Here is a 15,048-nt window from a genome sequence, read left to right as displayed (position 1 = left end):
GTATTCTCGTCGCCATGAAAAAAACTCTCCCTTTAAGCCTGATCGCAGCCCTCGGTGAAAACCGTGTGATCGGCGTCGATAACCGCATGCCCTGGCATTTGCCGGGGGATTTCAAATATTTCAAGGCCACCACTCTGGGCAAGCCGATCATCATGGGGCGCAAGACCTGGGATTCCCTGGGCCGACCCTTGCCGGGGCGCTTGAACCTTGTGGTCAGCCGTCAGACCGACCTGGTGCTGGAAGGTGCGGAAGTTTTTCCGTCACTGGACGCGGCGGTCGAGCGGGCGCAAGCCTGGGCGCTGGAGCAGGGCGTGGATGAACTGATGCTGATCGGCGGTGCGCAGTTGTATGCGCAGGGGTTGGAACAGGCGGATCGCCTGTATCTGACGCGGGTGGCGCTGAGCCCTGAGGGCGATGCGTGGTTTCCGGCGTTTGATGCGAACCAGTGGACGCTGGTTTCCAACCTGCCGAACCCAGCTGAAGGTGATAAGCCGGCCTACAACTTTGAGGTTTGGAAGAGGGCCTAAAAGCATCGGGGGCAAGCCCTCCCACATTGAAATGCATTCCAAATGTGGGAGGGGGCTTGCCCCCGATAGCGGTCTATCAGGCCTGCGCTAACTCCGCATGCTCATCGGCCTCCAGCAACGCTTTATCCGTCTGCCCCATGATCTGGCTGGTGATCGCCCCGGCCGTCATCGAACCATTCACGTTCAAGGCCGTGCGGCCCATGTCGATCAGCGGCTCCACGGAAATCAGCAGCGCCACCAGTGACACCGGCAAGCCCATCGCCGGCAGCACGATCAGCGCGGCAAACGTCGCACCGCCGCCCACGCCCGCCACACCGGCCGAACTCAGGGTCACAATGGCCACCAGGGTCGCGATCCACAGCGGGTCCAGTGGGTTGATGCCCACGGTGGGCGCCACCATCACCGCCAACATCGCAGGATAAAGACCGGCGCAACCGTTCTGGCCGATGGTCGCGCCAAACGAGGCGGCGAAGCCGGCGATGGACTGCGGGATGCCCAGGCGACGGGTTTGCGCTTCGATGCTCAGCGGAATCGCCGCCGCACTGGAGCGGCTGGTGAAAGCAAAGGTCAGCACCGGCCAGACCTTACGGAAAAACCGCAGCGGGTTGACCCCGGCCAGCGACAGCAGCAGGCCATGCACCACGAACATCAGGCCCAAAGCCAGGTACGACACCAGCACAAAACTGCCGAGCTTGATGATGTCTTGCAGGTTGGAGCCGGCGACCACTTTGGTCATCAGCGCCAATACGCCGTACGGGGTCAGCTTCATCACCAGGCGCACCAGGCGCATCACCCAGGCTTGCAGGGTGTCGATGGCATTGAGCACCTTCTGGCCTTTTTCCACGTCGTCCTTGAGCAGTTGCAGCGCGGCAACCCCCAGGAACGCGGCGAAAATCACCACGCTGATGATCGACGTCGGCTTGGCCCGGGCCAGGTCGGCGAACGGGTTGGCCGGCACGAACGAGAGCAGCAACTGCGGGATATTCAGGTCGGCGACCTTGCCCGCGTAATCACTTTGGATTACTTGCAGGCGCGCCATTTCCTGGGTGCCGGCCACCAGGCCGTCGGCGGTGAGGCCGAACAGGTTGGTCAGGCCGATGCCGATCAAGGCCGCAATCGCGGTGGTGAACAGCAGCGTGCCGATGGTCAGGAAGCTGATCTTGCCCAGGGACGCCGCGTTATGCAGGCGTGCCACCGCGCTGAGGATCGAGGCAAATACCAGCGGGATCACGATCATTTGCAGCAATTGTACGTAGCCGTTACCGACCAGATCGAACCAGCCGATGGAGGCCTTGAGCACCGGGTTACCGTCGCCATAGATCGTGTGCAACGCCGCGCCGAACAGCACGCCCAGCACCAGGGCGAACAGCACCTTCTTGGCCAGGCTCCAGTTAGTACGGCGGGTTTGTGCCAGGCCCAGCAACAGGGCCACGAACACCAATAAATTGAGAATCAGGGGCAGATTCATTGAAGCTCCGTTGAGAAGGCAGCCAATCGCGTGAGCCTGCGATTGCGAACCGGGAAGCCTAACAGCTTGAAATATAATGATTTAATACCGATATGGAATGGCGACTGTCGTTTTTGGAATAAGTGGTTGGCGCTCAGGCGTATGCCGCTGGCGGGATCAGGACGCGTACTGTCGTGCTCGACACGGGAACTGTCACAGGGATTTGTTAGCGTCGATGTCTTTCACTTGAGGGAGACAACGCCTATGAAGCTCGCGCCGAAACTACTGGTATCCGCCGCACTTTGCCTGGGGCTCGCCGGCCAGGCGTTTGCCGCCACCGAGTTGAAACACTGGCCGGCACCCGCCGCCAAGCAACTGAATGAAATGATCGCCGCCAACGCCAACAAGGGTAACTTCGCGGTGTTCGACATGGACAACACCAGCTATCGCTACGACCTCGAAGAGTCCCTGCTGCCCTACATGGAAAACAAGGGCCTGATCACCCGCGACAGCCTTGACCCTTCGCTCAAGCTGATGCCGTTCAAAGACACCGCCGACCACAAAGAGAGCCTGTTCAGTTACTACTATCGCCTGTGCGAAGTGGACGACATGGTCTGCTACCCGTGGGTGGCCCAGGTGTTTTCTGGCTTCACCCTCAAGGAACTCAAGGTTCAGGTGGATGAGCTGATGGCCTCCGGCAAGCCGGTGCCGGTCAGTTATTTTGAAGGCGACGCGGTGAAGACATCCGAGGTGCAGCCGCCCAAAGTCTTCACCGGCCAGGCCGAGCTGTACAACAAGCTGATGGAAAACGGCATCGAGGTGTATGTGATGACGGCCGCTTCCGAGGAGCTGGTGCGCATGGTCGCCGCCGATCCGAAGTACGGCTACAACGTCAAACCCGAAAACGTCATCGGCGTGACCACCCTGCTCAAGGACCGCAAGACCGGCGAGCTGACCACCGCCCGCAAGCAGATCAGCGCCGGCAAGTATGACGAGAAGGCCAACCTCGGCCTGGAACTCACCCCCTACCTGTGGACCCCGGCAACCTGGATGGCCGGCAAACACGCAGCGATCCTCACCTACATCGACGAATGGAAAAAACCAGTGATTGTCGGCGGTGACACACCGACCAGCGACGGCTACATGCTGTTCCACGATGTGGACGTGGCCAAGGGCGGCGTCCACCTGTGGATCAACCGCAAAGACAAGTACATGACCCAACTCAACGGCATGATCGCCAAGCACGCGGCGGCGCAGGCCAAGGAAGGGCTGCCGGTGACGGCGGATAAAAACTGGGTGATCGTGAAGCCGGAAGATATCCAGTGACCATGGATGTAAGCCGGTAAATGTGGGAGCGGGCTTGCTCGCGAATGCGGCCGGTCAGTAACAGATGAGATGACTGACCCAACGCTTTCGCGAGCAAGCCCGCTCCCACATTTTGATCTTCAGCGTCCTGAGTTTTTCTCCAGGCAAAAAAAGCCCCGCACCTGGCGGGGCTTTTTTATGCGCGAAGCTTACAGGCCGTCGAGCATGGCTTTGTTGCGTACCGCACCCTTGTCGGCGCTGGTGGCCAACAATGCGTACGCCTTCAGCGCGGTAGTCACTTTGCGCGGACGCTTCTCAACCGGCTTCCAACCTTTTTTGTCCTGCTCGACCCGGCGTGCCGCCAGTTCTTCATCGCTGATCAACAGGTTGATCGAGCGGTTCGGAATGTCGATCAACACCTTGTCGCCATCCTGCACCAGGCCAATCGCGCCGCCGGCAGCGGCTTCCGGCGAAGCATGGCCGATCGACAGGCCCGAGGTGCCGCCGGAGAAGCGGCCGTCGGTGAGCAGGGCGCAAGCTTTGCCCAGGCCCTTGGACTTCAGGTACGACGTGGGGTACAGCATCTCCTGCATACCCGGGCCGCCTTTCGGGCCTTCGTAGCGGATGATCACGATGTCGCCTTCCTTCACTTCGTCAGCGAGGATGCCGCGGACCGAGCTGTCCTGGCTTTCGTAGATCTTGGCGCGGCCTTCGAAGACGTGGATGGACTCATCCACACCGGCGGTTTTGACCACGCAGCCGTCGAGGGCGATGTTGCCGTACAGCACGGCCAGGCCGCCTTCCTTGGAGTAGGCGTGTTCGACACTGCGGATGCAGCCGTTTTCACGGTCGGCGTCCAGGGTGTCCCAACGGGTCGACTGGCTGAACGCGGTCTGGGTCGGAATGCCGGCCGGGCCTGCCTTGAAGAAGGTGTGCACGGCTTCGTCGTCGGTCTGGGTGATGTCCCACTTGGCGATGCCTTCGGCCAGGGACGTGCTGTGCACGGTCGGCAGGTCGGTGTGCAGCAGGCCGCCACGGGCCAGGGAGCCGAGGATCGAGAAGATCCCGCCGGCGCGATGCACGTCTTCCATGTGGTACTTCTGGATATTCGGCGCGACCTTGCACAGTTGCGGCACGTGACGGGACAGGCGGTCGATGTCGCGCAGGTCGAAATCGATCTCGGCTTCCTGGGCCGCGGCCAGCAAGTGCAGGATGGTGTTGGTGGAACCGCCCATGGCGATGTCCAGGGTCATGGCGTTTTCGAACGCCTTGAAGTTGGCGATGTTGCGCGGCAACACCGACTCATCGTTCTCGCCGTAGTAGCGCTTGCACAGCTCGACGATGGTACGGCCGGCCTGCAGGAACAGCTGCTCGCGGTCGCTGTGGGTGGCCAGCGTGGAACCGTTGCCCGGCAAGGCCAGCCCTAAGGCTTCCACCAGGCAGTTCATCGAGTTGGCGGTGAACATGCCGGAGCACGAACCGCAGGTCGGGCAGGCGCTGCGCTCGTATTCCGCGACCTTCTCGTCAGATGCGCTGGAATCGGCGGCGATGACCATGGCGTCGACCAGATCGAGGCCGTGGCTGGCCAATTTGGTCTTGCCGGCTTCCATCGGGCCGCCGGAAACGAAGATCACCGGGATGTTCAGGCGCAGGGCGGCCATCAGCATGCCGGGGGTGATCTTGTCGCAGTTGGAGATGCACACGATGGCGTCGGCGCAGTGGGCGTTGACCATGTACTCCACGGAGTCGGCGATGATCTCGCGGCTCGGCAGGGAATACAGCATGCCGTCATGGCCCATGGCGATGCCGTCGTCCACGGCGATGGTGTTGAATTCCTTGGCCACGCCGCCGGCGCGTTCGATTTCGCGGGCGACCAGTTGGCCCAGGTCCTTGAGGTGGACGTGGCCCGGTACGAACTGGGTGAACGAGTTGGCAATCGCGATGATCGGCTTCTTGAAGTCGTCATCTTTCATCCCCGTGGCACGCCACAGTGCGCGCGCGCCGGCCATGTTGCGGCCGTGGGTGGATGTTTTCGAGCGGTAATCTGGCATGGAGCACTCCGGGCGGCTAATCGGTATCAAAGGGGAGTGAGCTTCTATTGACGTCTGGAACACCCGAAAAATGGCACTGGTGTCCGGAAGTTGCCGCAAACGTTACGGGATCGCCGTGCGCAGTGGCCTTGAGCTCATAAACCCGCCGGGGGATGACTGGCGATGAATAGGGCCGATTCTACACCGCTGGCGGCTGGAGGGAATGGGGCAATACTCAGCGCCGCCGGCTTTGTTTAGACTGGCGGCCCTTTGTCCTCACCTCGCTCCAAAGGAATTGGAATGCCCGTTATTCACCGTTTTCTAGGGTTCTACCTGCTGATCGGCCTGATCCAGGGAATCGTCTTCTATTACGCCGGCCAGTTGCATCGCCTGAGCGAGACGCTGTTTTTTGTCACCGGCACCGTGGTGCTGGTCGGCGGTACCGCGTTGCAGTTGCTCGGCGAGAAAGCCCGACATTGGCGTTCATTGCTGCCTACCCTGGCGTTCACCGTGCTGATGGGCGGTATGACGCTGTGGGTCTGCCAGGGCCTTGATCCTGAGGGCAATCCCCGCTGGGCGATCAACTCCTGGGTGATCAGCCTGCTGGTGTTGAGTTATGTCTGCGCCACCTTTCTATTCGTCTGGCCTGCCACCAAAGGCGAGCGCTGGCGCTATGAGGCGTTGTTCCTGCAGGCCTGGAGCAGCGTGTTTATTGTGCTGTACGCGCTGATTCTGGTGGCGGTGTTCATGCTGTTGCTCAAGCTCTGGGGCCAACTGTTCCTGATGCTGGGCATCGAGTTTTTCGAGCATCACTTCTGGAGCAAGCTATTCCTGTGCTTCAGCCTGCCGCTGGTGTTCGCCCTGGGGATGTACCTGGCGGCGCGCAGCGAGAAGGTTATCGGCCAGATGCGCGGCATGTTGTTGAGCGCTTGTGGTCTGTTGTTACCGTTGATCGCGCTGATCAGCGTGTTGTTTACCCTGACCTTGCCCTTCACCGGGCTGTCGCGGATTTGGGCGACGGGCTACTCCACCCCGATTCTGCTGGTGCTGGCCGGGGCGCAGTTGTTCCTGCTCAATGGGGTTTTCCAGGATGGCGTGCAACCCCGCCCGTATCCCAAATGGTTGACGCACTTTATCGAGTTGAGCCTGCTGTGCCTGCCGATACTCGCAGGGTTAGCGTTTTACTCAAGCTGGCTGCGGGTCGAGCAATATGCCTTGTCGCCACTGCGCTTCATCGCGCTGGCACTGGCCGTGCTGTGCGGCTTGTATGGCCTGGCGGCGGTGTGGGCGGTGGCCTTGCGCTCGCCGGTCTGGCTGGGCAACTTGCGGCTGACCAACCCGGCCCTGGCGTTGCTGTTCTGTGGGCTGCTGGTGCTGATCAACACGCCGCTCCTGGACCCGGTGCGCCTGAGCGTCGACGATCAGGTGCGGCGTTTGCTCGACGGACGCATCAAGGCTGAAGCGTTTGATGCGCATAACCTGCGATTCGGCTTGGAGAAGGCGGGCCAGGAGGCCTATGCGAAGTTGCAGGTCGACCTGGACCAGGAGCGCATCCTGAACCCGGAGTCACGCCGCGCCCTGCGCGAGCGCATGGACGACACCTCGCTGAGTTTCAGCGAACAGTACGAAAAAGAACGCGCCCAGCGGCCCAAGCCCAAACTGGAATGGATCGGGCCGCAGCCCAAAGACAGCGAACAGTTCGCCGAACTCAGCCTGGACACCGACTCACCCTGCGAGCCCGGCTGTGTACTGTGGGCAGTCGACCTCGATGAAGATGGCCGGCCGGAAGTGCTGGCGATACCCCGCACCAGCTACCGCCACGACTTCAAGCCACCGCGCATTTTTGTGCAGGACAGTAAGGGTGAATGGGACGATCGCGGCCCCTTGCTGTGGACGCAACTGCCGGACGGAGCCGTCGACACTGAAACGCTGATCCACGACATCCGCGCGGGGAAGGTCTCGTTGGCCAAGCCACGTTACCTGCAATTGGAGTCCAGCGACATGTTGCTCACCCCAGTGATTCGGGAGCGATAGTCGCGCCTGCTCGGCGATTGGTTACCAGCCCCCATAGGCTGAACCCGATGAAACTGAAGGCGATGGCCAGCAGCAGATGATTGTCCGCCTGGGCCAGTGCCGCGCTGCTGACGGCGGCGGTGAGGAACATAATGCTGTTTCCCGCCGAGGCCGCCGTACCCGCACGGCTGGAAAACAACAGCATTGCGGCAGAAATGGCGGCGGGCCGAACCAACGTGACGGCGAGGGCGCTGATCAGCATCGGGATCAGCAGGGTGACGGTGGTGATGGCATCCAGGCTTAGGATCAGCGTCAACAGTACGCCGGCGATGCAGAGTAAGCCGAGACCGATATTGATTTGCCGGGACAGCGAAATACGCTTCTGCCAATACGACGCCGCCACACCGCCGAACAGATAAGCCCCGCCGTACACCATCAGCACCAGCGCATATTGGTATGCCGATAGCTTGAGTGTGTCCATGAAGATCAGCGGCGTCACGCTGATCAGGGCGAAGTAGCAGGCGAACACCAGCGCGGCGATCCACCAATAGCGCAGGAAATCGCGATTGGCGGCCACCGCCTTGAGTGTGCTGGTGATCGATACCGACGGGTGGTTCGCACTGGCGGATCTGGACGGCAGGATGCAAAACGCATGGATCAACATGCCCAGCGCCATCAAGGCGAAGCCGTAGAAGCTGCCTTGCCAATCGAAGGTGGTTTGCAGCCAGGAGCCGATCAGCGGTGACAGGGCGACAAAGGAACCGCTGAAGGTCATGTAATAAAGGCGTACTCGGGCCCGGTCCTGTTCTTCGAACAGGTCTTCCACCAGTGCGTGTCCCAAGACGAAGAAACCGCAACCCATGGCCTGGACTGAGCGAAACAGCAGAAAACTCAGGTAGTCAGGCGCCATTGCGCAGCCTATAGCGCCCAAGATCGATAGCGTGATGCAGCCAAGCAAAACTTCCTTACGGCCCCATTTATCCGAGAGTGGGCCGGCGACCAGTTGCGAGATCGAAAACACCAACGTGAACAGGCTGATCGACAGCGCGATGTCTGCGCTGGGGGTGTCGAACCTGGCTGCCAGGGCGGGGAAGGAGGGTAGAAGGATATTGATCGGGAAGAAGCTGATCAGGGAAATGCAGGTGATGAGGGTGAAGCGGGAGAGGGTGGACCCAGACATTGTTTTTATTTTCCGGAGTAAAACCAGAAACCGATACTAGTCCGCGAAAAGTGGAATTCAATCAAAAGTGATGTGGGAAATTTCCGGAAATCACGCACTTTAAATGTGGGAGGGCTTGCCTCTCCCACATTTACATCTGCGCTTGATCTCAGCTGTTAGGCAACAACCGGCACGTAATGCTCTTGATGTACCGCGTCTCCACGATCGCCGGGTGCACCGGATGGTCCGGGCCCTGGCCGCCGCGTTCGAGCATCTGGATGTTGCGGTCCAGGTGGCGGGCGCTGGTCAGCAGGATGTTTTGCAGGTCGTCTTCCGGCAGGTGCATGGAGCACGAAGCGCTGACCAGGATGCCGTCCTTGCTGAGCAGGCGCATGGCTTGCTCGTTGAGGCGGCGGTAGGCGCCTTCGCCGTTTTTCATGTCTTTTTTGCGTTTGATGAAGGCCGGTGGGTCGGCGACGATCACGTCGAAGCGTTCTTCGCTGGCTTTGAGCTCTTTCAACGCTTCAAACACGTCACCTTCAATGCAGGTCATCTTCTCGGCGACGCCGTTCAGCGCGGCGTTGCGCTCCACGCCGTCGAGGGCGAAGGCGGAGGCGTCGACGCAGAACACTTCACTGGCGCCGAAGGCGGCGGCTTGCACGCCCCAGCCGCCGATGTAGCTGTACAGGTCGAGTACGCGTTTGCCTTTGGCATACGGGGCCAGGCGGGCGCGGTTCATGCGGTGGTCGTAGAACCAGCCGGTTTTCTGGCCCTGGATCACCGGGGCTTCGAATTTCACGCCGTTCTCTTCCAGCGCAACCCACTCCGGCACCAGGCCGAACACGGTTTCGACGTAGCGGTTGAGGCCTTCGGCGTCGCGCGCGGCGGAGTCGTTCTTGAACAGGATGCCGCTTGGCTTGAGCACTTGGGTCAGTGCGGCGATCACGTCTTCTTTATGCGCTTCCATGGTCGCCGAGGCGATCTGCACCACCAGGATGTCGCCGAAACGGTCGACCACCAGGCCCGGCAGCAGGTCGGAATCACCGTAGACCAGGCGGTAGAACGGCTTGTCGAACAGGCGGTCACGCAGGGACAGCGCGACGTTCAGGCGGTGCACCAGCAGCGACTTGTCCAGCGGCAACTTGATGTCGCGCGACAGCAGGCGCGCGCAGATCAGGTTGTTGGGGCTCATGGCCACGATGCCCAGGGTCTTGCCGCCGGCTGCTTCCAGGATAGCCTGGTCGCCTGCCTGGAAGCCGTGGAGTGGGGTGGCGGCCACGTCGATTTCGTTGCTGTAGACCCACAGGTGGCCGTTGCGCAAACGACGATCGGCGTTGGCTTTGAGACGCAGGCTTGGCAGGGACATGACGTCGCTCCGGAAAAAAGAGCGGGAGTATACCTGTTGCGGCACGGTTCATGTGGGAGCTGGCTTGCCTGCGATGCGGGCGCTGCGGTGTATCTGACGTACGGTGTCGATGCTATCGCGGGCAAGCCCGGCTCCCCCACTGGGTCTGCGTCCAATCCGGTATTTGAGGTGTCGGTCAGCTTTGCTTAGGGGTTAGAATCCTCGCCTAGCCCAGAGTGTGTACTTATGTCCCAAGAGCTTTCCGCCGAACAGATCCAGCAGGCCCTGCAGGGCATCAGCGTGCCCCCTCAGCCGCAAATCATGGTGGATTTGCAGATGGAGCAGTACATGCCCGACCCGGACCTGGAGGTGATCGCGCGGTTGATCTCCCAAGACCCGGGCCTCTCCGGCGCGCTGCTGAAAATCGTCAACTCGTCGTATTACGGGCTGAGCAACAAGATTGCTTCGATCCAGCGTGCGGTGAACCTGCTCGGCAGCCGTTCGATCATCAACCTGATCAACGCCCTGTCGATCAAGGGCGAGATGAGCGATGACACCATCGTCACCCTCAACCGCTTCTGGGATACCGCCCAGGATGTGGCCATGACCTGCCTGACCCTGGCCAAGCGCACCGGCGCCCAGGCAGTCGACGAGGCCTACGCCCTGGGGTTGTTCCACGATTGCGGCGTGCCGCTGATGCTCAAGCGTTTCCCCCAATACATGACCGTGCTTGAACAGGCTTATGCCAACGCGGGGCCCGAAAGCCGCATAGTCGATACCGAAAATACGGCGTTCAACACCAACCATGCGGTGGTCGGCTACTACACGGCCAAGTCTTGGCGGCTGCCGGAGCATGTGACCGACGCCATTGCCAACCACCACAACGCCCTGGCGATTTTCAGCGATGAGTCGACGCGCAATCCCCAACTGAAGAACCTGCTGGCGATCCTGAAGATGGCCGAGCACATTTGCTCGTCCTACCGGGTGCTGGGCAACCAGGCGGTCGATCATGAGTGGGCGGCCGTCGGCCCTCTGGTGCTGGACTACGTGGGCCTGTCGGAATACGACTTCGAGAGCATGAAGTTGTCGATCCGCGAGCTGGGCGCGCACTGACCCTTCCTTCAAGAGGTACACATGCCCGAGTTACCCGAAGTCGAAACCACCCGGCGCGGGATCGCGCCGCACCTGGAAGGCCAGCGCGTCAGCCGTGTGGTGGTGCGTGAGCGCCGCCTGCGCTGGCCGATCCCGGAAGACCTGGATGTGCGCCTGTCCGGGCAGCGCATCGTGCTGGTGGAGCGGCGCGCCAAGTACCTGCTGATCAACGCCGAAGTCGGCACCTTGATCAGCCACTTGGGGATGTCGGGCAACCTGCGCCTGGTGGAAATCGGCATGCCGGCGGCCAAGCATGAGCATGTGGACATCGAGCTGGAATCGGGCCTGGCCCTGCGCTACACCGACCCACGGCGCTTCGGCGCGATGCTCTGGAGCCAGGACCCACACAACCACGAGCTGCTGATCCGCCTGGGGCCGGAGCCGTTGACCGAGCTGTTTGATGGCGAGCGCCTGTTCCAGCTGTCCCGTGGGCGGTCGATGGCGGTGAAGCCGTTCATCATGGACAACGCGGTGGTGGTGGGCGTAGGCAATATCTATGCGACCGAAGCGCTGTTTGCGGCGGGGATCGATCCGCGTCGCGCGGCGGGCGGTATTTCGCGAGCGCGTTATTTGAAGCTGGCGATCGAGATCAAGCGCGTACTGGCTGCCGCCATCGAGCGTGGCGGGACCACATTGCGCGACTTTATCGGTGGTGACGGGCAGCCGGGGTATTTCCAGCAGGAGCTGTTCGTCTATGGCCGAGGAGGCGAGGCGTGCAAGGTCTGCGGGACAGAGCTGCGCAATGTGGTGCTGGGGCAGCGGGCGAGTGTGTTTTGCCCTAAGTGCCAGCGCTGATTGCTATGTGAAGGCTGATATAGCCATTGGGGGCAAGCCCCCTCCCACACTTGGAATGCGTTGCAAATGTGGGAGGGGGCTTGCCCCCGATGAGGCCCTTACAGGCACCAAAGAACCTCAAGCCTTACCGGTAATGTTCCGATACTTCTCCATCAACTGCTCTTGCGTCTCCGGATGGGCTTCATCCAGTGGAATGCAATCCACCGGGCACACCTGCTGGCACTGAGGTTCGTCATAGTGGCCGACACACTGGGTACACAGGTTGGGGTCGATCACGTAGATCTCCTCACCTTGGGAAATTGCAGCGTTCGGGCACTCGGGTTCGCAGACGTCGCAATTGATGCAATCGTCGGTGATGATCAGGGACATGGAAACTCCTGCCAGGGCACTCGGCCAAGGCATCTGAAAACGAATGCGCGCAATTGTGCCGCATTGGCGCGCGCAGTGCGAGCGGGTCTGACTTATGGCCTTCCGGCGAGCCCGCTCACTAGGGCAAACACTATTTCTTGAAGCGCAGCGTCAGCGCATCCGCCACGGCCGGGTGGACGAACTTGGTGATATCTCCGCCCAAAGCGGCGATTTCACGGACCAACGTCGAAGAAATGAACGAATAACGCTCAGACGGCGTGAGAAACAGGCTCTCAACCTCCGGCGCCAGTTGCCGGTTCATGTTGGCCAGCTGGAATTCATATTCGAAGTCCGACACCGCGCGCAGGCCACGCAGGAACACGTTGGCGTTCTGCTCCTTGGCGAAATGTGCCAGCAGTGTCGAAAAGCCCACCACTTCTACGTTGGGCAGGTGCTTGGTGACCTCTCGCGCCAGCTCCACGCGCTGCTCCAGGGGAAACAGCGGGTTTTTCTTGGGGCTGGCCGCGACCGCGATGATCACATGGTCGAACAAGCGAGAGGCGCGTTCGACCAGATCGCCATGGCCTTTGGTAATCGGGTCGAAGGTACCTGGGTACAACACTCGGTTCATCGCGTCGTCCTGGCGGAGTCCGTTGGGGAACCGGATGGTATCGCAGCCATCCCGGTCGGCCAAGTCGACTTATGTAGATAGAGGCCGCGAATCGAACGTTTTTTCACGCTGTTTTCAGACGTTCGGCCAATGCGCTGGCCAGTTGTGCGGTCAATCCGTAGACCGATAATTGCGGGTTGGCCCCAATACTGGTGGGGAACAGCGAGCCATCGTGGATCGATAGATTGCGTAATTGGTGATGACGACCGAGGCTGTCGGCCACCGCGTTTGTCGGGTCTTCACCCATGGCGCAACCGCCCATCACATGAGCGCTGCCCAGGCAGGTGCGGTGCAGTTCCAGGTTCAAGCCGTCGATCAAGGTACGCGCTTCGGCCAAGGTTTTTACGTAGCGCGCATCGTGGTGCAGCGGTTTGACGGACTTGGCGCCCGCCGCGAACTGGATCTCGGCCATGCTGTGAAACGCCCGGCGCAGGCCGTCCCACGCATAGGGCGACACCTGATAGTCGAGCACCGGCGTGCCGTCGCCGCGCAGTTCCACGTTGCCGCCGGGGCTGTCGGGGTGGAAGCCGTCGCGCAGCAGCGCGAGCATGGCGTGGGTGTTGGGCAGTTGGCTCATGTCCAGGGCGTTTTGCGTGCCGTAGCCCCCCAGCAAGGTGCTGGCCAAGGCCGGATGCAAGGGGGGCGCCTCAAGCTTGTAGGACATTTTGCCAGTGGTGCCATCCTGCCACTGGAAATGGTCGGAGTAGATGGACTGTGGCGCGCCGTAGAACGGGTTGATCACCTCGTCGAACAAGGCGGCGGAAAAATTCACCAAGTGCAAAAAGGTGCGCTTGCCCAGCCGCGAGTGCGGGTCGGGTGCGTCCGAGCGCATCAGCAGCGCCGGGCTGTTGATGCCGCCGCCCGACAGCACGTAGTGCTTGGCCTTCACGGTAATCTTGCGCCCGGTGGGGGCTACGCAGCGCGCGTCCATCGCCAGGCATTCCAGGCTGCTGATGCGGTCGCCGCTGTAGTTCAAGCGTTCGGCGCGAGCCAGGTACAGCAGCTCGCCGCCTTTTTCCAGGGTGGATGGGATGGTGGTCACCAGCATCGATTGCTTGGCGTTGACCGGGCAACCCATGCCGCAATAGCCCAGGTTGAAGCAGCCACGCACATTGCGCGGGATCACATGCCAGCTGTAGCCCAGTTGCTCGCAGCCCTTGCGGATCACGTCGTTGTTAGCGTTCGGTGGCACGGCCCAAGGCGCGATGCCCAGGCGTTGTTCCATCTTCTCGAACCACGGCGCCATCTCGGCACTGCTGTGGCCTTTGACCGCATATTCGCTGGCCCAGTGGGCGAGGGTGGCGTCCGGGGTGCGGAAGCTGGAGGTCCAGTTGATCAACGTAGTGCCGCCCACGGCTCGGCCCTGCAGGATAGTGATCGCGCCGTCCTTGCTCATGCGGCCGATACCCTCCTGGTACAGGCTGGTGTAGGCCTCGTCCTCGAGCAACTTGAAGTCGCTGCTGGTCTTGAGCGGACCTTCTTCGATCAGCAGCACCTTGTAGCCGGCGGCGCTGAGGATCTCGGCGGTGGTGCCACCACCTGCGCCGCTGCCGATGATGGCCACGTCGGCTTCCAGGGTCAGGTCGTTATCGAGGGCGGCGCCGTTGTGGGTTTTCCAGCCACGGGCAAGGCCTTCGCGGAACAGATCGGGTACGGGCATCAGGGTCGTCTCTTGTTTTTATTGTGGGGGATGCGAATCAGATCTTCGGCGGGCCGGGATAGCCGCAATGGGCCCACGCGGCCGGTTGGAAGTACCAGGCCATGATCACCAGTTTGAGCAGTGAGCCCTGGCCCATGCGCAGCAGGTTCAGGTAGCTGTTCTCCCAGCGGTGCAGGAAGTTGCGGATCTGTTCGCTGTCGGCGTTTTCCCAACTGCCCCAGATGCCGGTCAAAGGGCCGCGGGTGATGCCCATGCTCAATACGTCGAACAGTTGCTGCGTGAGCTTGAACATCTCGGGCGACAGGTGCTGCAGGCTGAAATCGAGTTTTTTCAGGGTGTCTTCGACGCCGCTGGCGATTTGCTGGGCACTGGCGACGCCCTCCAGCAACACCGGGATCACCGCGCGCAGAAACGGCAGATCGCTACTGCGCAGCAGGGCAAAGCCGCTGGCCGGTGTGCTGCTGGAGCAGCCGCTGAGGCTGGCGCCCAACCCGGCGGTGGCTAGGAAGGCGCTGGCGCACAGGCCGATTTTCAAGACGCCGCGCCGCGACAGCACGGGTGTTTCAGTCAGGCTAGGGTTCATTGTTATTGTTGTCC

General features: G+C 61.3%; 13 protein-coding genes. 5 read left to right on the top strand and 8 right to left on the bottom strand.

Translation table 11 applies throughout. The features are described from left to right. The first annotated feature begins 14 nt into the window (after positions 1 to 14). Positions 15 to 527 carry a dihydrofolate reductase gene (locus AB4O25_RS16985; protein ID WP_017530936.1) on the top strand — a complete coding sequence of 171 codons (513 nt, stop codon included), beginning with the start codon at positions 15 to 17 and terminating at the stop codon, positions 525 to 527. 76 nt (positions 528 to 603) lie between these two features. On the opposite strand, the gene AB4O25_RS16980 is transcribed toward AB4O25_RS16985, so the two are convergent. Continuing rightward, entirely contained in the window at positions 604 to 1,995 is a 1,392-nt protein-coding gene (locus AB4O25_RS16980; RefSeq protein ID WP_017530937.1) for an L-cystine transporter, read from the bottom strand. 243 nt (positions 1,996 to 2,238) lie between these two features. On the opposite strand from AB4O25_RS16980, the gene AB4O25_RS16975 reads away from it, so the two are divergent. Further along, on the top strand, positions 2,239 to 3,300 hold the full coding sequence (locus AB4O25_RS16975; RefSeq protein ID WP_460149807.1) for a haloacid dehalogenase-like hydrolase: 1,062 nt from the start codon (positions 2,239 to 2,241) through the stop codon (positions 3,298 to 3,300). 188 nt (positions 3,301 to 3,488) lie between these two features. On the opposite strand, the gene ilvD is transcribed toward AB4O25_RS16975, so the two are convergent. Beyond that, positions 3,489 to 5,330, bottom strand: a complete 1,842-nt coding sequence (ilvD, locus tag AB4O25_RS16970; RefSeq protein ID WP_003176721.1) for a dihydroxy-acid dehydratase — start codon at positions 5,328 to 5,330, stop codon at positions 3,489 to 3,491. A gap of 279 nt (positions 5,331 to 5,609) precedes the next feature. Between ilvD and AB4O25_RS16965 the strand changes: the two genes are divergently transcribed. Beyond that, complete coding sequence (locus tag AB4O25_RS16965; RefSeq protein WP_460149806.1) at positions 5,610 to 7,343, top strand: DUF4153 domain-containing protein; 1,734 nt, start codon at positions 5,610 to 5,612, stop codon at positions 7,341 to 7,343. Here the strand turns inward: AB4O25_RS16965 and AB4O25_RS16960 are convergent. Continuing rightward, on the bottom strand, positions 7,318 to 8,502 hold the full coding sequence (locus AB4O25_RS16960; RefSeq protein WP_065879305.1) for an MFS transporter: 1,185 nt from the start codon (positions 8,500 to 8,502) through the stop codon (positions 7,318 to 7,320). The genes AB4O25_RS16965 and AB4O25_RS16960 overlap by 26 nt on opposite strands. Before the next feature lie 148 nt (positions 8,503 to 8,650). Beyond that, a complete protein-coding gene (locus tag AB4O25_RS16955; protein WP_015886370.1) occupies positions 8,651 to 9,847 on the bottom strand; it encodes a class I SAM-dependent rRNA methyltransferase in 1,197 nt (398 codons plus the stop codon). Between the two features lie 279 nt (positions 9,848 to 10,126). Between AB4O25_RS16955 and AB4O25_RS16950 the strand changes: the two genes are divergently transcribed. Both AB4O25_RS16950 and mutM read left to right on the top strand, forming a co-directional pair. Further along, positions 10,127 to 10,939 (top strand): HDOD domain-containing protein, encoded by an 813-nt coding sequence (locus tag AB4O25_RS16950; protein ID WP_175404224.1) that lies wholly within the window; start codon positions 10,127 to 10,129, stop codon positions 10,937 to 10,939. 21 nt (positions 10,940 to 10,960) lie between these two features. Continuing rightward, on the top strand, positions 10,961 to 11,773 hold the full coding sequence (gene mutM / locus AB4O25_RS16945) for a bifunctional DNA-formamidopyrimidine glycosylase/DNA-(apurinic or apyrimidinic site) lyase (RefSeq protein ID WP_017530943.1): 813 nt from the start codon (positions 10,961 to 10,963) through the stop codon (positions 11,771 to 11,773). Between the two features lie 117 nt (positions 11,774 to 11,890). Here the strand turns inward: mutM and AB4O25_RS16940 are convergent, their stop codons facing one another. The 4 genes from AB4O25_RS16940 to AB4O25_RS16925 form a co-directional block, all read right to left on the bottom strand. Then, the gene (locus AB4O25_RS16940; RefSeq protein ID WP_017530944.1) at positions 11,891 to 12,142 is read right to left on the bottom strand and encodes a YfhL family 4Fe-4S dicluster ferredoxin; all 252 of its coding nucleotides are present in this window, start codon (positions 12,140 to 12,142) and stop codon (positions 11,891 to 11,893) included. A 130-nt stretch (positions 12,143 to 12,272) separates the two neighbouring features. Continuing rightward, entirely contained in the window at positions 12,273 to 12,752 is a 480-nt protein-coding gene (coaD, locus tag AB4O25_RS16935; protein WP_065879309.1) for a pantetheine-phosphate adenylyltransferase, read from the bottom strand. Between the two features lie 103 nt (positions 12,753 to 12,855). After that, a complete protein-coding gene (locus AB4O25_RS16930; RefSeq protein WP_017530946.1) occupies positions 12,856 to 14,451 on the bottom strand; it encodes a GMC family oxidoreductase in 1,596 nt (531 codons plus the stop codon). A 37-nt stretch (positions 14,452 to 14,488) separates the two neighbouring features. Continuing rightward, positions 14,489 to 15,034: a hypothetical protein gene (locus AB4O25_RS16925; RefSeq protein WP_017530947.1), complete on the bottom strand. Its 546-nt coding sequence runs from the start codon at positions 15,032 to 15,034 to the stop codon at positions 14,489 to 14,491. Positions 15,035 to 15,048 lie beyond the last annotated feature (14 nt).

This window comes from Pseudomonas sp. S3_A03 (assembly GCF_054668275.1).
Note: the sequence above shows the minus strand (reverse complement) of the source record. Positions and strands in the feature narration are given on the sequence as shown.